Origin of the sequence: Aeromicrobium sp. Root495 (assembly GCF_001426755.1) — a bacterium.
Lineage (GTDB): Bacteria > Actinomycetota > Actinomycetes > Propionibacteriales > Nocardioidaceae > Aeromicrobium.
On sequence record NZ_LMFJ01000001.1, the window covers coordinates 2,266,485 to 2,284,381 of the forward strand.

The 17,897-nt window shown below is 69.5% G+C and carries 16 protein-coding genes; 14 read left to right on the top strand and 2 right to left on the bottom strand.

Annotation, left to right across the window (positions count from 1 at the left end):
* The first annotated feature begins 22 nt into the window (after positions 1 to 22).
* The 11 genes from ASD11_RS11265 (at position 23) to ASD11_RS11315 (ending at position 11,206) form a co-directional block, all read left to right on the top strand.
* Complete coding sequence (locus ASD11_RS11265; protein ID WP_056287173.1) at positions 23 to 1,315, top strand: citrate synthase; 1,293 nt, start codon at positions 23 to 25, stop codon at positions 1,313 to 1,315.
* Positions 1,316 to 1,408: 93 nt separating this feature from the next.
* Positions 1,409 to 2,206: a tRNA pseudouridine(38-40) synthase TruA gene (truA, locus tag ASD11_RS11270; RefSeq protein ID WP_056287176.1), complete on the top strand. Its 798-nt coding sequence runs from the start codon at positions 1,409 to 1,411 to the stop codon at positions 2,204 to 2,206.
* A gap of 44 nt (positions 2,207 to 2,250) precedes the next feature.
* Positions 2,251 to 2,607 (top strand): MmcQ/YjbR family DNA-binding protein, encoded by a 357-nt coding sequence (locus ASD11_RS11275; RefSeq protein ID WP_056287178.1) that lies wholly within the window; start codon positions 2,251 to 2,253, stop codon positions 2,605 to 2,607.
* Positions 2,604 to 3,398, top strand: coding sequence for an endo alpha-1,4 polygalactosaminidase (locus tag ASD11_RS11280; RefSeq protein WP_056287183.1), 795 nt, complete (start codon positions 2,604 to 2,606; stop codon positions 3,396 to 3,398). The genes ASD11_RS11275 and ASD11_RS11280 overlap by 4 nt, the downstream gene beginning before the upstream one ends.
* A 45-nt stretch (positions 3,399 to 3,443) precedes the next feature.
* Positions 3,444 to 4,046, top strand: coding sequence for a class I SAM-dependent methyltransferase (locus ASD11_RS11285; RefSeq protein ID WP_056288780.1), 603 nt, complete (start codon positions 3,444 to 3,446; stop codon positions 4,044 to 4,046).
* A 110-nt stretch (positions 4,047 to 4,156) separates the two neighbouring features.
* On the top strand, positions 4,157 to 5,662 hold the full coding sequence (locus ASD11_RS11290) for a Wzz/FepE/Etk N-terminal domain-containing protein (protein ID WP_056287185.1): 1,506 nt from the start codon (positions 4,157 to 4,159) through the stop codon (positions 5,660 to 5,662).
* 93 nt (positions 5,663 to 5,755) lie between these two features.
* A complete protein-coding gene (locus ASD11_RS11295; RefSeq protein WP_056287188.1) occupies positions 5,756 to 7,609 on the top strand; it encodes a nucleoside-diphosphate sugar epimerase/dehydratase in 1,854 nt (617 codons plus the stop codon).
* On the top strand, positions 7,606 to 8,733 hold the full coding sequence (locus tag ASD11_RS11300) for a DegT/DnrJ/EryC1/StrS family aminotransferase (RefSeq protein WP_056287189.1): 1,128 nt from the start codon (positions 7,606 to 7,608) through the stop codon (positions 8,731 to 8,733). The genes ASD11_RS11295 and ASD11_RS11300 overlap by 4 nt, the downstream gene beginning before the upstream one ends.
* A gap of 4 nt (positions 8,734 to 8,737) precedes the next feature.
* Positions 8,738 to 9,364: a sugar transferase gene (locus ASD11_RS11305; protein ID WP_056287192.1), complete on the top strand. Its 627-nt coding sequence runs from the start codon at positions 8,738 to 8,740 to the stop codon at positions 9,362 to 9,364.
* Positions 9,357 to 9,989: an acetyltransferase gene (locus ASD11_RS11310; RefSeq protein ID WP_056287195.1), complete on the top strand. Its 633-nt coding sequence runs from the start codon at positions 9,357 to 9,359 to the stop codon at positions 9,987 to 9,989. Before ASD11_RS11305 ends, ASD11_RS11310 begins: the two co-directional genes overlap by 8 nt.
* Positions 9,986 to 11,206: a lipopolysaccharide biosynthesis protein gene (locus ASD11_RS11315; RefSeq protein WP_156464690.1), complete on the top strand. Its 1,221-nt coding sequence runs from the start codon at positions 9,986 to 9,988 to the stop codon at positions 11,204 to 11,206. The genes ASD11_RS11310 and ASD11_RS11315 overlap by 4 nt, the downstream gene beginning before the upstream one ends.
* Here ASD11_RS11315 and ASD11_RS11320 read toward each other — a convergent pair.
* Positions 11,127 to 12,359, bottom strand: coding sequence for an O-antigen ligase family protein (locus tag ASD11_RS11320; protein WP_056287201.1), 1,233 nt, complete (start codon positions 12,357 to 12,359; stop codon positions 11,127 to 11,129). The two genes, ASD11_RS11315 and ASD11_RS11320, sit on opposite strands and share 80 nt — an antisense overlap.
* A gap of 41 nt (positions 12,360 to 12,400) precedes the next feature.
* Entirely contained in the window at positions 12,401 to 13,615 is a 1,215-nt protein-coding gene (locus tag ASD11_RS11325; protein ID WP_056287204.1) for a glycosyltransferase family 4 protein, read from the bottom strand.
* Between the two features lie 110 nt (positions 13,616 to 13,725).
* Between ASD11_RS11325 and ASD11_RS11330 the strand changes: the two genes are divergently transcribed.
* From ASD11_RS11330 to ASD11_RS11340, 3 genes are all read left to right on the top strand, one after another.
* Positions 13,726 to 15,234 carry a glycoside hydrolase family 16 protein gene (locus ASD11_RS11330; RefSeq protein WP_156464692.1) on the top strand — a complete coding sequence of 503 codons (1,509 nt, stop codon included), beginning with the start codon at positions 13,726 to 13,728 and terminating at the stop codon, positions 15,232 to 15,234.
* 102 nt (positions 15,235 to 15,336) lie between these two features.
* Complete coding sequence (locus ASD11_RS11335; RefSeq protein ID WP_056287208.1) at positions 15,337 to 16,596, top strand: nucleotide sugar dehydrogenase; 1,260 nt, start codon at positions 15,337 to 15,339, stop codon at positions 16,594 to 16,596.
* Positions 16,597 to 16,683: 87 nt separating this feature from the next.
* On the top strand, positions 16,684 to 17,865 hold the full coding sequence (locus tag ASD11_RS11340) for a glycoside hydrolase family 16 protein (protein ID WP_056287211.1): 1,182 nt from the start codon (positions 16,684 to 16,686) through the stop codon (positions 17,863 to 17,865).
* The last annotated feature ends 32 nt before the right edge of the window (positions 17,866 to 17,897 follow it).

A 17,897-nucleotide genomic window follows, 5' to 3' on the forward strand; every position in this document is an offset into this window, starting at 1 on the left:
CAGCCGGCACAGGAGACCCATCGTGACCGAAGAGACACTGACCGTCCGCGACAACCGTACGGGCGAGGAGTACGAGCTCGAGATCACCGACGGCACCGTGCGTGCCGCGGACCTCGGCAAGATCGGGAAGTCCGACGACGAGCCTGGCCTGGCCGTGTACGACCCGGGCTTCACCAACACCGCCTCCACGCGCAGCGCCGTCACCTTCATCGACGGCGACAAGGGGATCCTGGAGTACCGGGGCTACCCCATCGAGCAGCTGGCCGAGAAGTCCACGTTCCTCGAGGTCGCCTACCTCCTCATCCACGGTGAGCTGCCCACGGAGGACCAGCACGCGCAGTGGGTGCACGAGATCACCTACCACACGTTCGTGCACGAGAACCTCAAGAGCCTCATGCAGGGCTTCCGCTACGACGCGCACCCCATGGGCATGCTGCTCTCGAGCGTCGGCGCCCTCTCCACGTTCTATCCCGAGGCGCGCGCCATCAGCGACGAGCAGGTCCGTCACGAGCAGATCGTGCGCCTCATCGCCAAGATGCCCACTCTCGGCGCATGGGCCTTCCGTCACGCGCAGGGCAAGCCGTACGTCTACCCCGACAACGACCTGACCTACACCGAGAACTTCCTCGCGATGCTGTTCAAGATGAGCGAGCAGAAGTACAACCCGGACCCGCGCCTCTCCAAGGCCCTCGAGGTCCTGTTCATCCTGCACGCCGACCACGAGCAGAACTGCTCCACCAACGCGGTGCGCTCCATCGGCTCCAGCCAGGTCGACCCGTACTCGGCCGTCTCCGGCGGCATCGCGGCGCTCTTCGGCCCACTGCACGGCGGCGCCAACGAGGCCGTGCTGCGGATGCTCAAGCGCATCGGCACGGTCGAGAACGTCCCCGGCTTCATCGAGGGCGTCAAGAAGGGCGACGAGAAGCTCATGGGCTTCGGTCACCGCGTCTACAAGAACTTCGACCCGCGGGCCACGATCATCAAGAAGGCCGTCGACGACGTCTTCGAGGTCACCGGGGTCAACCCGCTGCTCAAGATCGCGCAGGAGCTGGAGAAGGTCGCGCTCGAGGACGAGTACTTCGTCAAGCGCAAGCTCTACCCCAACGTCGACTTCTACTCGGGCCTCATCTACGAGGCGCTCGAGTTCCCGCCGGAGATGTTCACGGTCCTCTTCGCCATCCCCCGCACCGCGGGCTGGCTGGCGCAGTGGGTCGAGCTCGTCGACGACAAGGAGCAGAAGATCGCGCGCCCCAAGCAGATCTACACGGGTGAGCGGAACCTCGTCTTCCCGCCCTCCTCGGAGCGCTGGGCCTGATCCCGGACCTGCGCCGCCCTCGACCCCGACCGCACCGTCGGAAGGTCGAAGGCGGCGCATTTCTCGTTCGTCCCGACGACTAAACTCCCCACCGTGCGACTCCGGATCGACCTCTCCTACGACGGCCTCGGCTTCCGCGGCTGGGCCACGCAACCCGGCCACCGCACGGTCCAGGAGACCGTCGAGCAGGCCATCGCCAAGATCCTGCGCCTCCCGACCCCGCCGATGGTCCAGTGCGCCGGTCGCACCGACGCCGGGGTGCACGCGCGGGCCCAGGTGGCCCACGTCGACCTCCCCGACCACGTCGTCCCCCGCGAGCTGGGCCGACGGCTGCGCAGCCTCCTGCCGGAGGACCTGACGATCCATTCCGTCACGCAGGCACCGCCTGGCTTCGACGCACGGTTCGCCGCCCTCGAGCGCCGCTACGCCTACCGGATCAGTGACGACCCCGCCGGGATCGACCCGATCGTGCGCAACCACGTCGTGCCCTGGGGCAAGACCCTCGACGTCGATCGCATGAACGTGACCGGCGAGCTGCTGCTCGGTCAGCACGACTTCGCCGCCTTCTGCCGCAGGCGCGACGGTGCCACCACCATCCGCACGCTCCTCGAGCTCTCCACCGTCCGCGAGGGCGGACTCGTCACCACGACGGTCCGCGCGGACGCCTTCTGCCACTCCATGGTGCGAGCGCTCATGGGCGCCCTCACGGCCGTCGGCGACGGCCGTGACGAGCCCGCCTGGGCCCTCGGAGTCCTCCAGGGGAGGGAGCGCGACTCCCGCGTCCGGGTCATGCCGGCCCACGGGCTCGTGCTCGAGGAGGTCGTCTATCCCGACGACGCCGGCATCGCGGACCGGGTGCTCGCCTCACGCCGCCGCCGCGACGAGGCCTGAGCCGACCGGAGGACCGCGCTCCCCATGGGTGGGAGGATGTGCCCATGGAGTGGGACGAGCTGGTCAGCTGGGCGGGGAGCACCTTCCCCGACACCGAGGAGTCCACGTCGTACGGGACACCGGCACTCAAGGTCAAGGGCAAGCTCGTGGGGCGGCTGCGGACCGACGCCGAGGGCGCACTGGCGCTGCGCTGCTCCGCCGACGACAAGGTCGCACTCGTCGAGGGCGACGACCCCGCCTACTTCACCACCCCGCACTACGACGGCTACGACTACGTGCTGGTCCACCTCCACCGCGCCGACGCCGCCGAGCTGCGCGAGCTCGTGACCGACGCGTGGCTCCTCGTCGCCCCCACCCGCGTCCGCCAGTCCTGGACACCGCCCTCGGAGCGCTCCTCGTGACCCGCCTGCTCGCCGCTCTCGCCCTGCTCCTCACGGTCCTCACCGGCTCGGCCGCCCAGGCCGCCGGCCCCACGGTGCAGCCGCTTCCCGACGGCGCCGTCGTCGACTACCAGCTGGGCGGCAGCTACAGGCCGGCCGACGACGTCACCGTCGTCGTCCGGGACCGCACCACGAAGGCCGCCGGACGGTACTCGATCTGCTACGTCAACTCCTTCCAGACCCAGCCCGGCACGCTCAGCTGGTGGAAGAAGCACCACCCCAGGCTCCTGCTGAGGAAGGGCTCGACGCTCGTCCACGACCCGGGCTGGCCCGACGAGGTGCTGATGGACCTGCGCACCGCCGACCGGCGCCGCGAGCTGCAGCGGGTCAACCGCCGATGGTTCGCCGGGTGCGCCCGCGACGGCTACGAGGCGGTCGAGGCCGACAACCTCGACTCCTGGACCCGCTCCTCGAAGCTCATGACGAAGGCGCAGGCCGCCGACATGGCTCGCCGACTGGCCACCGAGGCCCACGCCGCAGGACTCGCCCTCGGCCAGAAGAACACCCCCGAGCTCGACGGCAAGGCCCTCGGCCTCGACTTCGCGGTGGCCGAGGAGTGCCAGGTCTACCGGGAGTGCGGCGCGTACACGAAGCTCTACGGCTCGAGGCTCGTGGAGATCGAGTACACCGACAACGGGAAGGCCGCCTACAGGACGGCCTGCGCCGACCGCGGCGGCCGGCATGCCATCCTCCTGCGGGACCGTGACGTGGTGCCGCGCGGCACGAAGGGCTACGTCTTCCGGCACTGCTGAAGCCGGCCGGGACCCTGCGCACCCCGGGACGCCACAATGGGTCCCATGAGCGGCCACTACTTCGACCGTGACCCGTCGGCCGACGACCGCCGACGCGAGGTGCGCGTCCAGGTGCTGGGTCGCGACCTGTCGTTCACCACGAGCACGGGCGTCTTCTCGGCCGAGCACCTCGACCACGCGACCCGGCTCCTGCTGGAGTCGTGCGACGTGCCCGCCGGTCCCGTCACCCTGCTCGACCTCGGCTGCGGGTGGGGTCCGGTCGCCGTCATGCTGGCGCTCCAGAACCCGGACGCCACCGTCTGGGCCGTCGACGTCAACGAGCGCGCGCTCGAGCTCACCCGGACCAACGCCGCGCGGCACGGCGTCACGGTGCACGTGGCGCTCCCCCACGACGTCCCGGCCGACCTCGCGTTCGACGAGATCTGGTCCAACCCACCGGTCCGCATCGGCAAGCAGGCTCTTCATGAGCTCCTGCTCACCTGGCTCCCCCGGCTCGGCCCCACAGGCCTGGCACGCATGGTGGTGGGCAAGAACCTCGGCGCCGACTCGTTGCAGCGCTGGCTCGGCGAGCAGGGCTGGCCCACGCGACGCGCGGCGTCCGCGAAGGGCTTCCGCGTGCTGGAGGCCGCGCGCGGGCCGGCGTCCTGACCGTTCGTGCGCTCTCCTCATCGGTGCGCGAGCAGACGACGCGCACCACCGCGGGGTCTCGACGGGTTGGGGCTGGCCTAGGGTGTTCCAGTACTCACGACGGAGGATCAATGGAACTCAAGGACCTGACCCGCGCCCTGCGGCGCCGCTGGCGCCGGGTCGCCGCGCTGCTCGTCGTCGCGATCGCGATCGGCGTCGCCGCCCTGTTCCTGCTCCCCCGCCAGTACGAGTCGACGGTCCGCCTGTACGTGGAGCCCAGCCAGAACGCGGCCGGCGCCACCACCAGCTCGGCCGAGACCCAAGCGGCGTCCTACCAGGCCCTCGCCAGCACCGACGTGCTGGTCCGTCAGGTCATCGACTCGCTGGAGCTCGACGTCTCGCCGCGCGCCTTCCTCTCTGCCACCTCCACGACGGTCGAGCCGGGAACCGCGGTCATCCGGATGTCCGTGCGCGACCGGTCGCCCGAGAACGCGCGCAAGGTCGCGCAGACCTACGCCGACACCTTCGTCCGCTATCTCGCTCTCGTCACCGGCGGCGACGCCATCACCGCGGCCGCGCTGTCCGACCCTGACGCCGAAACAGACTCGGCGCCGGCCCAGGTGGTCCAGCCGGCCGATGAGCCGGGCCCACCCGTGTCACCGTCCACGTCCTCCATCATCGCGCTCAGCATCCTGATCGGCCTGGCCCTCGGGGCGGCGTCCGTCTTCTTCACCGAGCTGCGCGGGCGGCGCCTGCAGGATCTCGACGACCTCGACCGCTTCGACGACCGCGTCACGGTGCTGGGTGTCGTGCCGACCGACCCTCGGGCCGCGACCGCTCAGGCCGATCCCCGGACGAGCGACGCCTGGCGCCGGGTGGCCGCCAGCCTTCAGCACATGCCTGTGCGTGACGGTGTGGCCAGCATCGTCATGACCGGGGCCGGCGACCTGTCGTCGGCTGTCGTCGTCGCTCAGCTCGGCCAGGCCACCGCCGAGGCCGGCCGCTCCACCGTCCTCGTGGACGCGGACCTTCGGTCCGGACGGCTCACCAGCCTCCTGCACCACTCCGGTCCGGGCCTGGCGGAAGCCTTGAGCGACCCTGAGCCCGGGCCTGCGCCGAGCGTGGAGCTGACGCCCGGCCTCGTCCTCCTCCCCGCGGGAGCCTTGAGTCCCGATGCCGGAGGCCTCACCGCCTCACCGCGTCTCAGCACGCTGCTGCGCGACGCGATGCGAGATCATGGGCTCGGGATCATCTCGACCGCCCCCGTGGCCGACTTCGCCGATGCGACGCTCCTGGCTCGTGGCGCAGGGCTCTTCGTCATCGTGGTCGAGCTGGGTCGTACCCGGGTCTCTGACCTGCGCAGCGCTGTCGACTCGGCTCTCGCCGTCGGTGTCACCGAGCCGGCCGTCCTGGTCGTGCGTGCTCTCGCGGACCAGCCGGGTCCACGAGCCGAGACGACTGCTCCCGACGAGGCTCCGGACACGAACACGGACGTGGAGACAGTCACAGTCACAGTCACGGACACGGACGCGGACACGGACGCGGACGCGGACCCGGCCACCGACACGGCCCCGGTCGTGGAGGAGGCTCCCGAGCCTCCGCGCAGAAGTAGGGCAAAGGCACGAAGAAAGGCTTGAGGCTTTACGATGGTCCAATGCCCTGCATGGACGATGACACCTGCCGGGAGCACCCCGTTCATGTCGACGAAATGAAAGTGCGGTAGTCAGCTCGTGCGAGCCAGCCTGATCGAGATCCTTCGCAACCGGCGACTCGTGAGCCTGGGCGTGCTGGACGTCTCGGCCTGGATGGTGGCGCTGTACTTCGCCACCGCGCTCCGCCTGGAGGACCTGGCTGTCGTCGCCGGGTCGACGCTGTCAGCCGGAGACGCCGTGCCCTTGTTCGGCGTCCTGGCTGTGGGGGCAGTGGCAGGGGCGGCCCACCTCCTGACCGCCTGGCTCTTCCGCCTCCATCACGGCCGATCCGCCATGGCGTCGATCGACGAGCTCTTCCTGCTCGGCACCGTCGTCGCCGTGGCCGGTGTCGTCTCCACCGTCTTCAACCTGGTGTCCCCTGCGGTCGGGGTGCCTCACTCGGCGCCGATCATCGCTGCGTTCCTGACCTTCTGCCTCACCGCCTGGGTTCGAGGCCTGTGGCGTCTCGTCACCCGTGAACGGGCCGGGATGTCCCGGGCCACTGCGCCTCGCGTCGTCATCGTGGGTGCAGGCGAAGGCGGGCGACAGCTCATCGCCTCCATGCTGAACGACCCCAAGGAGCGATGGAATCCCGTCGCCCTCGTCGATGACGATCCCCGCAAGAAGCACTTCCGGTTCCGCGGCCTGTCCGTCCTCGGACGGATCGAGGACGTCGCGCAGGTCGCCACCGACGTCAGGGCCAGCGGCGTCGTCCTGGCCATCCCCAGTGCCAGCACCGAGCTCGTGAACCGCATCACCTCCGACGCCCTGGCCCATGGGCTCGACGTCAAGATCCTTCCGGGGGTCGACCAGCTGCTGGACGGCGTCACCGTGCGCTCGGTCCGGAGCCTCGAGCCCGGCGACCTGCTGGGTCGTCACCAGATCGAGACCGACCTCGAGTCGATCGCCGCCTACCTGTCCGGCAAGCGCGTCCTGGTCACGGGAGCCGGCGGGTCCATCGGGTCGGAGCTGTGCCGCCAGATCGTCCGGTTCAGTCCGTCGGCCGTCGCCTTCCTGGACCGCGACGAGTCCGCGCTGCACACCCTGGCCCTGTCCATCGACGGCCGGGCGGACCTCGAGTCCGACCACATCGTCCTGGCCGACATCCGCGACTCCCAACGCCTCGAAGAGGTGTTCTCGGAGTTCCGTCCTGAGATCGTCTTCCACTCCGCCGCGCTGAAACACGTGAACGTCCTGGAGCGCCATGCCTCGGAGGCTCTCCAGACCAACGTCTGGGGGACGCTCAACCTCTTGGACGCCGCCGAGCGGCACCACGTCGAACGCTTCGTCAACATCTCCACCGACAAGGCGGCCGATCCGGTCAACGTCCTGGGCTACAGCAAGCGCATCGCAGAGCGACTGACCGCGGAACGCTCCGAGCGGGCCTCCGGCACCTACCTCAGTGTGCGGTTCGGCAACGTGTTCGGCACCAACGGCTCGGTCATCAAGACCTTCGCCGCCCAGATCGAGGCCGGAGGCCCGGTCACGGTCACGGACCCTCAGGTGACTCGGTACTTCATGACGGTGCACGAGGCCGTCGAGCTCGTCGTCCAGGCTGCGGCCATCGGCCGTGACGGCGAGGCCCTCGTGCTCGACATGGGCGAACCGGTGAGCATCCTGGAGCTCGCCCAACGCATGATCAGCCTCAGCCAGGAGGACGTCCGCGTCGTCTTCACCGGTCTGAAGACCGGCGAGAAGCTGCACGAGGACCTCTTCGGCATCGACGAGATCGGCACACCCGCCGTCCACGGACTCATCTCGCACGTCACGGTCCCACCGATCCGCCCCCACGAGGCGCTGCGCGTGGATCGCAGCCAGAGCAACGACGTCGTCACCGCCGGTCTCGCGGAGCTGGCCCTTCGCCACAACACGATCCCGAGCGCTGTCCAGTGAGCCGCATCTATCTCTCCGCGCCGGACGTCGGCGAGGCCGAGGAACAGCTCGTCGTCGATGCGATCCGCTCCGGCTGGGTAGCCCCGCTCGGAGAGCACGTCGACAAGTTCGAGGCCGAGGTCGCGGCGCGTGTCGGCGCCCGGAACGCGGTCGCGCTCTCCTCCGGCACGTCCGCCCTCCACCTGGCCCTGGTGTCCTGGGGTGTCGGCCCAGGCGACCACGTGCCCACCTCCTCCTTGACCTTCGTCGCCACGGCCAACGCCATCAGCTACACCGGCGCCACACCGGTCTTCGTCGACAGCGAGCCGACGTCGGGCAACATCGACGTCGATCTGCTCGAGGAGACCATCCTCCGGCTCAGGGCAGAGGGCAAGAACGTCCCGGCCATCGTGCCCGTCGACCTGCTCGGCACGTGCGTCGACTACGCGCGCATCGGCGACCTGGCCGACCGGCTCGACGTCAAGATCCTCTCCGACGCGGCCGAGTCGTTCGGGTCCCGGAGCGGAGACCTCGAGGCCGGCGCGTTCGGCGATGCCGCCGTCCTGTCCTTCAACGGCAACAAGATCATGACCACGTCAGGTGGCGGCATGCTTGTCACCGACGACGCCGCCCTGGCCGACCACGCCCGGTTCCTGGCCACGCAGGCCCGGGAGCCGGTCCCCCACTACGAGCACGAGGAACGCGGCTACAACTACCGGCTCTCGAACCTGCTTGCAGCCCTGGGCCGCGGCCAGCTGGCCCGGCTCGACGAGATGATCGCGCGGCGCAGGTCGCTCCGCCAGAAGTACGCCGCCCGCCTCGGGTCGCTCGACGGCGTCCGGCTCCTCGGCGACCCCGCCGGCACGGACGACAACTGCTGGCTCACCGCCATCGTGGTCGACCCGGGCGTCGCCGGGTGGAACGTCACGGACCTCGGTGCAGCTCTGGGCCGCCAGGACATCGAGTCCCGCCCTCTCTGGAAGCCCATGCACCGTCAGCCTCTCTACGCCGACCACCCGTCGGCCCTCAACGGAGTGAGCGACCGACTCTTCGAGCAGGGACTCTCCCTGCCGAGCGGCTCGGTCATGACCGACGACGACGTCGCGCGAGTCATGGACACCGTCGACGCGTTCCTGCAAGGCTGACGGCATGACACGAGCCGGTGACGCGGTCAAGCGCGCTCTCGACGTCGTCGTGAGCGCGCTCGGCCTCGTGGTCGCCAGCCCCGTCATCCTGGTGACGGCCATCCTCGTGCGACGACGGCTCGGAACGCCGGTCCTGTTCCGCCAGGTGCGCCCGGGCCGTCACGGGCAGCCCTTCACCCTCGTGAAGTTCCGCACGATGCTCGATCCCGCCGAAGGTCTGACGTCGGACGAGGACCGACTCACGCCCTTCGGGCGGCGCCTGCGATCGCTGAGCCTCGACGAGCTTCCGAGCCTGGTCAACGTGCTGCGCGGCGACATGTCCCTCGTGGGACCGCGGCCGCTCCTCCTGAGCTACCTCGCGCGGTACACGCCCGAGCAGGCGCGCAGGCACGAGGTCCGACCTGGTATCACCGGGCTCGCCCAGGTCTCGGGCCGCAACGAGGTGCCGTGGGAGCGGCGCTTCGAGCTCGACGTGCAGTACGTCGATCGCCGTTCACTCCGGCTCGACCTCCGCATCCTCGCGGCGACAGCACTGCCCGTGCTGGCCAGACGTGGCATCAGCGACGGCGGTTCGTCCACGATGACGGAGTTCCTCGGGTCCCCCGGACCCGACGAGACCCGCCATGCGTGACCTGGTCATCATCGGGTGCGGTGGCTTCGGCCGGGAGACCTCCGACGTCGTCGCCGCCGTCAACGCCTCGTCACCCCGGTGGAACCTGCTCGGCTTCCTCGACGACACGCCCAGCGAGGAGAACCTCGCACGAGTGCGCCGGCTCGGTCTCGAGGTCATCGGGACCGTGGCCGACGCCCACACCCTGACGGGTGCTGCCTACGTCATCGGCGTCGGCTCGGGGCGCGCTCGCGAGAGCATCGCGTCGCAGCTGGACGATGCAGGCCTCGAGGCGGTGACGCTGATCCATCCGAGCGCCACGATCGGGAGCGACACCTCCGTGGGACCCGGGGCCGTGGTGTGCGCCCAGGCCTCCATCACCACCAATGTCGTCATCGGACGCCATGTGCACGTCGATCGCGGATCGACGGTCGGGCACGACTCGACCCTCGACGACTACGCCACCATGCACCCCCTCTCCTGCCTGTCGGGCTCGGTGCGCCTCGGCGCACGGGTGCAGCTGGGCACTCATGCGGTCGTCCTGCCGGGGAGGTCGGTGGGCGACGACTCCGTCGTCGGCGCCGCAGCCTGCGTGGTCCACGACGTCCCTGCCGGTGCCACCGTCAAGGGCGTCCCGGCCCGGTGAGCAGACGTAGCCCCACCGGCCGTCACGTCGCACAGCGGACCCGGAAGGTCGTCGACCCGCGGGCCGTGGCGGTCGTCTCGACCACGGGAGTGTCCCTGGCCGCGGCCGGCGTGGCCTTCGTGGTCAACATCCTGATGGCGCGTCAGCTCGGCCCGTCGAGCCGGGGCGAGGTCGCGCTCGTGCTGCAGTCCGCCTACGTGCTGGCGCCGGTCCTGGCGCTCGGCCTGGACCGCCAGGCCCTGCGTGGCGCGGACTCCATGGGCGGGACGCCCCGCGTCCGGCACGTCTGGATCACTGCCGCCGTGCTCGCTGTTGCAGCAGCACTCGCCGGATCCCTGACGGCTCTCGCCTGCGTGGGCATCGCCGCGTGCACCGCCTACGTGAGCATCGAGCGCGGGGTCGGGATGGCACGTCGCTCGCTCGTGAGGTTCGTCGTCGTCGCCCTGGGACTTCAGGCCTGGATCCTCGGAGCCTCCGTCGCACTGTTCCTCGCGGAGGTCGACGACGTCCGCTGGTGGCTGGGGGTCTACGTGGCGCCTGCCGTCGCGCTCCTCCTGCTCACCCTCGCGTCTCGTCGACACCCCGACCAGCTCGTCGGCCCCAGCCGAACCTCGCTCGTGTACATGGCGGGAGGCCTCGCCGCGCTCCTTGCCGGTCGAGTCGAACGACTCCTCCTCCCGGTCCTCTCCTCGTCACGACAGCTCGGCCTGTACATGGCCATCGCGACCACGAGCGAGATGATCGCCTGGGCCGCTCGCGGACTCGGGGAGAGCCGCGTCAAGGACTTCGTGGAGAACCGTCCGAACCGGCGGTCCATGGCCCGGCTGGCGGCACGTGACGCAGCCATCTTCGTGGCCGCGGCCATCCCGGTGGCCCTCGGACTCTTCTACGTCGTGATCCCGCTGCTCGGACCGGGCTTCGACTCGTCCCGGCCCCTGGTGATCCCGCTGTGCGCCGCCTCGGTGGCGTGGTGCGTCTACCTGCAGATGTCCTCGCGCTGGCTGGGGAGCGCGTCGTCGCTCCACAGTCTCGGGCTCGACGCCACCACGACCGTGGTGACGGCCGGACTCGTCGTGGCCCTGGTGCCGTCGCACGGGGCGCTCGGCGCGGCCTATGCCTGCCTCGGCTCCTACGTGGTCATGTCCACTGCCGCGGTGGCCTTCTTCCCGCGTCCGACTGCGCCCACCAGCGAATACTCGGGCCCTGGGCCGTCGTGACGACGCCGTGGTGGTGCTCCTGCCGCTGGGCGCAGACCGCGGCGAGGCCCAGGAAGAACCAGGCGAACCGTGAGTCGTAGTAGGACCCCGAGAACATCGAGGCCAGGAGGACGAACCATCCGGTGGCCAGGAGCATGAGCACGGGGAGCTCGAGGGGCCGGTGCCGGAGCGCAGCGGCGGTCAGGGACCCGACCGCGAGGACCAGGAGCACCAGACCGATGAGCCCGCCGTCGGCCGTGGTGGCGAGCACCAGGTTGTGCGGGTGCTCGAAGTCGACGAAGCGGCCGACCAACGCGTAGTAGCTGTCCAGGCCGGCACCCGTCAGGGGGTGCTGCACGGCGATCTCGAAGACGTCGTGATAGATCGACCCGCGACCCGCGTCGTTCTGCTGCTCAGCGGTCTGGTCCACGAAGCGCTCCACGAGAAAGTCTCGCACCGAGGGCAGCGCGACGACAGCAGTGGCAGCCGCGGCCAGGACCGCAAGGGTCGAGCGGATCACGATGCGCCGAGGCAGCAGCCGCACCAGAGGAAGCGCCAGTGCAGCGGCAACCACCAGGGCCGCCAGAAGGCCGCCGCGGGAGCCCGAGAGGACAGCGCCGAGCACGAACCCCGGAGCGAGGCAGAGAGCGAGCCGGCGCCCGTACCAGGCGAGCACCACCGAGGCCACCAGCCCGAAGACCATCACCCGGACGAAGACATTGGGACCTCCACCGAACGCGGAGTAGCGGCCCTGGATCCCTGGGCCCGCGGCGAGCGCCGCCACGAGGTACAGCGCAGCGACCCCGTAGAACCACGTCCACAGCCGCTCGAGCACGAGCGGAAGCCCTCTCGTGTAGGTGATCACGAACCACACGAGAAGCGCCGCTGCGGCCATGACGACCAGGCTGGTCACGTTGTCGGCGACCCGCGCCTGGTCCGGGGACCACACGGCCGAGATGGACAACCAGGCCGCCCAGGCGAGGAAGAGCGTGCGTGCGACGTGCACGTCGACGTCCGTCGACCGCTCCTGGCGCCGACGGCTCCCCGAGAAGAGAGCCACGGGGATCGCTGCGGCGGCCAGCCCCACCCACCGCAGGTCGAGAGCAGGCAGGCCCGGACTGATGCGGTCGAGCGTGAATCCACCGGCCAGGAACAGCACCAGGAGCACCGCCACCGACGGAAGCGCCCACGGGGAGGGAAGATGGGCCGGCCGTCTCACGGGCGACTCTCTGCGGCACTCACGAGCACGTCGAGCAGCTCCTGGGCGAGGGCGTCGCGATCGAACGTCGTTCGTCCCAGCTCTCCCGCGGCCCGGGCCGCCGACGTCGTCGCCTCGCTCGAGCCCAGGAAGTCGACCAGGAGGCGGGCTGCCTCGTCGAGGTCTCCGTGCGGCAGCACGAGACCTGCGCCCGACGACTCGATGAGCTCGGCGAGCCAACCGCGATGATTGATCATGACCGGTCGACCGGCCGCGAAGGTGTCGAACACCTTGTTGGCGCTGTTGGCCTCGAGTGCCGGCAGCGGCGCGACGAGGGAGCACGAGACGGAGGATGCGCTGAGCAGCGCCGGCATCTCTCGCTTGGGAACGGGCGGTCGCATGAGGAAGTTCTTCTCCCAGACCCCCAGCTCCCGGGCGCGGGCCTCGATGAGGGGCGCCTCGACCCCCGCACCGACGACGAGGTAGCGGATCGGCGACTGGTCCATGGTTCGTGCGGCGAGCTCGGCCAACCAGCCCACGCTGTTGACGTGTCCGAGCGTCCCTCCGTACAGGACGATGGGGTCCTCGGCGGGCCAGGGCAGGCCTGATCGCCAGGCCGCGCCCACGGCCGGGTCCACAGCGAAGTCCTGGACGTCGCTCGAGTTGGGGATCACCCGGATGCGCTCACGCGGGTACCCGGCGTCCACCACGCCGTCGGCCATGTCGGGCGAGAGGGCCACGACCCTCTGCGAGCTCCGATAGGCGAACCGTTCCAGCCGACGGGCGAGCCACCGGAGGACCGGGTTGCCCAGGGCACCGAGCGCGATAGGGGTCTCCGGCCACAGGTCCCGCACCTCGAAGACCAGCGGCTTGCGTCGTCCACGAGCGGCGACGACCGCCGGCACGATGATGGTGAGGGGGGTGCTCGTGGCGAGGACGACATCCGGGCGCAACGACCACGCCTTGGGTCCCGCGAGGAGCGCGAAGTGGAAGAAGGCCCACAACCGGCGGGCGAAGCTCATGGTGTTGTCGTACGGGACTGCGAGCGAGACCACGGTGATCCCGTCGATCTCCCACGTGCGCCAGCCGCGGCCGGCCGCTGGGTCCTGGTCCGAGGTCACCATGACGACCTCATGACCGGCCTCGACGAACCGTCGAGCCATCTCGTACGACCGCGTCCCGCCCGACTGGGACGGCGTGCGGAAGTACTGATGGAGGTAGACGATCCGCACGTGTGACCTTCCCGTTGCGCCCTCGCGACGACCCGTTTCAGCAACCGGTCAGGCTCTTGGTGCCCGTGTTAGTGTACTCGCGTCCGGCGCTCCCCGATCTCAAGGTCCGCATGAATCGACTGACCCAAGCGGCCCTGATGTCGCTGTGCGGCCTCGTGGCTGCGACGGCTTGCGCCGGCCCATCACTGACGCCGGGTGCCCAGACCGGACCCGATGTGGGTGCCGTCCTGCGGTCAGAGGTCTCCGAGCCACTGCAGGGCGAGGAGCTCGACCTCACCGGTTCCACGGGAACCTCAGGGCGGCGTACCGTCGAGCTGCAGCGCTTCACGTCCGGAAGCTGGACCTCCGCCGTGGCCAAGGTCCGCTCCAGCGCGTCGGGTCGCTTCCAGTTCTCCGCACTGAGGGTCGATCAGGACCAGGTCTACCGCGCTCGTACCGCTGGCAGCTCACCGATCGTGACCAACGCCCTGAAGCTGGAGGTCCAGCCGGCGAGGCAGGACGCGGCCGTCAAGACCATGCCCCTCCTGGCCGGACGTGCCACCGAGGCCACCGGCGACGTCAAGCGAGGCCTCGGCCTGGTGCAGGCCGGGTTCGAGCCCGCCCGCCGAGGTCGAACCGTGGAGTTCGAGGCTCGAGGCGACGACGGCACCTGGCGTTCCATGGGCCGGACCGCCCAGGACGAGAACGGCCGTGCCGCGCTCATCACGAAGGACCCGCAGCAGTACGACCGTTGGCGCGTCACGACCGCCGCCTACCACGGACTCCCCGAGGCCACGGCCGAGAAGGCGCCGGTGCGGTGGAAGGAGACGTTCGAGTCCGACTTCACCGAGTCGGGCTCCTCCGACCAGTGGAAGAACCGTCTGGTGCGGACCTGGCTGCCCGACCGGACCTGCAGCTTCATCTCCGCCGACCAGGTCTCGTACCCGGGCGGAGTGGCCACCCTCTCCACCGAGGCGCTGTCCAAGGAGCCCCGCGGCATGGAGGGCACAGCACCGGGAAACCAGGTCCACGAGCAGCTGTGCACGGACGCCACCGACCAGGCGCGGTACTACGCGAGCAGCATGATCGTCTCCCAGAAGGACGGTCAGCTGTACTCCTTCGTCCATGGGGTCGCCGCCGCCCGGATCAAGTTCGATCCCAAGGCTGGCCAGCACGCCGCCTTCTGGCTGCAGACCAACCAGGACCAGGACACCGAGGTCGACGTCGTGGAGTCCTACGGCCGGGGCGTCCGCCCGTTGTCCAGCGGTCTTCACGTCACGCAGAAGGACGGCACCACTCGTCCGTTCCAGATCAGGCTCCACGAGGTCCTTCCCCCCGACATCGACGACGACTGGTACACCAAGTTCCACACCTTCTCGGTGGAGTGGACCCCCCGTCAGCTCGTGTTCCGGGTGGACGGCATCGAGACCTTCCGCACCTCCAGGGGAGCGACGAGCTCCCCGCACTTCGTCCTCCTCAGCAACTTCGCCGCCGACTACGAGGTTCGCTACAACACGGGCGAACGGGCCTCCATGGAGGTCGACTGGGTCCGCGTGTGGCAAGAGCCCGACGACGTCCCGGCCGAGGAGGGTCCTGCCACCACCGAGGATGAGCCGGACCTCGTGGCTCCGCCTTCCTGAGCCGCGCGCGGACATCCACTCCCCCTGCGAGACCCGAGGGCTGTGCCTGCAGACTCCTCTGAGACGATGACCGTCGATCATGACGCGACCAGGAGTACATCTGTGACGCACGACTTCGCCATCATCGGTCTTGGCTATGTCGGCCTGCCCTTGGCCCAGCAGGCCACTCGGTCAGGTCTGGACATCCTGGGCTTCGACATCAATGACGGTGTCGTGGCTGCCCTCAACGATGGACGCAGTCACATCGACGACCTCAGCGACGCCGACGTCGCAGCGATGCGGGACAACGGGTTCGAGGCCACGACCGACGCCCAGCGTCTGGCCGACGCCGACGCGATCATCATCTGCGTGCCCACGCCGCTGTCGGTCGACGGCGACCCCGACCTGAGCCCTGTGGTCTCGGCCTGCGCCACCATCGCCCAGCAGCTCCGCGCCGGCCAGCTCGTGGTCCTGGAGTCCACCACCTACCCCGGCACCACCGACGAGGTCGTGCGACCCATCCTCGAGAGGAGTGGGCTCACCGCCGGCGTCGACTTCCACCTCGCGTTCAGCCCCGAGCGCGTCGATCCGGGCAACCCGGTCTACGGCATCGCCAACACCCCCAAGGTCGTGGGCGGGTTCACCCCGCGCTGCACGGAGGTCGCAGCCGAGCTCTACGGCCGCTTCATCGAGACCATCGTGCCCTCGAGCGGGACCCGCGAGGCCGAGATGACCAAGCTCCTCGAGAACACGTACCGCCACATCAACATCGCCCTCGTCAACGAGATGGCGCAGTTCTGCCACGAGATGGACATCGACCTCTGGGAAGTCATCCGGAACGCGTCCACCAAGCCCTTCGGGTTCCAGGCCTTCTACCCGGGCCCGGGCGTGGGCGGACACTGCATCCCGATCGATCCCAACTACCTCTCGTACAAGGTCCGCACGACGTTGGGCTACCCGTTCCGGTTCGTCGAGCTCGCCCAGTCCATCAATCTGCAGATGCCCCACTACGTGGTCCAGCGCATCGGCGACCTCCTCAACGACAAGAACCAGGCGATCAGCGGGGCGCGGGTCCTCCTTCTCGGCGTCACGTACAAGCCAGACATCGCCGACCAGCGCGAGTCGCCGGCCACGCCCATCGCCGAGCTCCTCCTGTCCAAGGGCGCCGGCCTGACCTTCCACGATCCCCTCGTCCAGACCTGGACGCCCGGCGGTACCGCAGTCCCGCGGGCCGACGACCTCGACGCCGAGCTGGCCCGGGCCGACCTGGTGGTGCTGCTGCAGAACCACCGGTCCTACGATCTCGACCACCTGGTCGCCACGGCCCCCTTGCTCTTCGACACCAAGGGGAGCACCACCCAGCCCGGCGTCGTCCGGCTCTGACGGAGCGCTTCGCCTGACCGTCCACGCGGTGGACCGGCACCGTGTTAGCGTGAGGCGCCTCACTCACCTCCATCTCGGGACAACCGCATGCCTTCTCGTCGTCTGACCACCCTCACCGTGAGCGGGCTCGCCTCGGTGGCCCTCCTCGGATCCGTGCTGAGCGGCGGCCCTTCTGTCGCCGCCACCTCCTCGACGACGGTCCTCGTCAGGACCCTTCCGGGCAACGCCGGTGACAGCGGCAGCAGCACCACCGCCAGCACCGGGTCCACCAAGAACCGCGACCTCGTCGTGGCCTGGACCAACCACAAGCTGGCGGGCCGCTACATCTCGTTCTACGCCCTGAACCCTTCCACCAGGAAGTTCGTCTACAAGAAGCGCATCCGGACCAACAGCGTCGGCGAGGCCAACTTCTCAGGCGCCGGACTCGCCAAGCTCCGGTGGAAGGTCGTGGCAGCCAAGACCAGCCGGACCCGGGCGGACAGCTACACCATGCCGCGGACCACGGTGTGGAAGCAGGCCTTCTTCGACGACTTCTCCGGCTCGGCGCTCGGCGCGAAGTGGCGTCAGCGCTACCCCAACACCTGGCTGCCCGGTCGCACCTGCACGTTCAGCAGCCCCGACATGGTGAAGGTCGGCTACGGGCGAGCGGCTCTCTCCACCCAGCGGTACGGGTCCTCCCGGCCCTCCGGGATCAAGGGTCCGATGCCCAGCTCGTCGAAGTTCGCCTCCACGTGCAAGGACAAGTCCGGGCGGCCCTCGGTGTACAAGTCGGCTGCCATCGACACGGCCACGGCTGACCGGAACCAGTTCACGATGCTGCACGGTGTCGTGGCAGCACGGGTCAAGTTCTCCCCTCGCCCCGGACAGCACGCTGCGGTGTGGTTGCCGGCCAACGGCGCGGGCGACACCGAGATCGACGTCGTGGAGTCCAACGGGAACTACTACGACAGCCGCAAGCGCCGTCGTGCCATGGTCGCCGGTGTCTACTACGGAAGCTCGAGCAAGGTCCAGACCGTCGTGCCCGACTCCTACAAGACCTGGTCGAGCAAGTACCACACCTTCTCGGTCGAGTGGACTGCCAGCCAGTACATCTTCCGCATCGGCTCGCGCGTCATCCTGCGCACCACCAAGGGCCGGACGTCGCACGACCACTACCTGTCGCTCACCAACTTCGTGGCCGACTGGGCCATCAAGAACAACGCCGGGAACGACAGCTCCAAGCTCGCCTCGTCGATGTACGTCGACTGGGTGAAGGCCTGGACGAAGTAGTCCACCGTCCCTGAGCGATCACGAAGGCCCCG

Bases quoted from the DNA above. Each gene is read 5' to 3' on its own strand.
- ASD11_RS11285 (WP_056288780.1), top strand. From the start codon at position 3,444: ATGAGCGGCCACTACTTCGACCGTGACCCGTCGGCCGACGACCGCCGA.
- ASD11_RS11305 (WP_056287192.1), top strand. From the start codon at position 8,738: ATGACACGAGCCGGTGACGCGGTCAAGCGCGCTCTCGACGTCGTCGTG.
- ASD11_RS11330 (WP_156464692.1), top strand. From the start codon at position 13,726: ATGAATCGACTGACCCAAGCGGCCCTGATGTCGCTGTGCGGCCTCGTG.
- ASD11_RS11310 (WP_056287195.1), top strand. From the start codon at position 9,357: ATGCGTGACCTGGTCATCATCGGGTGCGGTGGCTTCGGCCGGGAGACC.
- ASD11_RS11275 (WP_056287178.1), top strand. From the start codon at position 2,251: ATGGAGTGGGACGAGCTGGTCAGCTGGGCGGGGAGCACCTTCCCCGAC.
- ASD11_RS11290 (WP_056287185.1), top strand. From the start codon at position 4,157: ATGGAACTCAAGGACCTGACCCGCGCCCTGCGGCGCCGCTGGCGCCGG.
- ASD11_RS11340 (WP_056287211.1), top strand. From the start codon at position 16,684: ATGCCTTCTCGTCGTCTGACCACCCTCACCGTGAGCGGGCTCGCCTCG.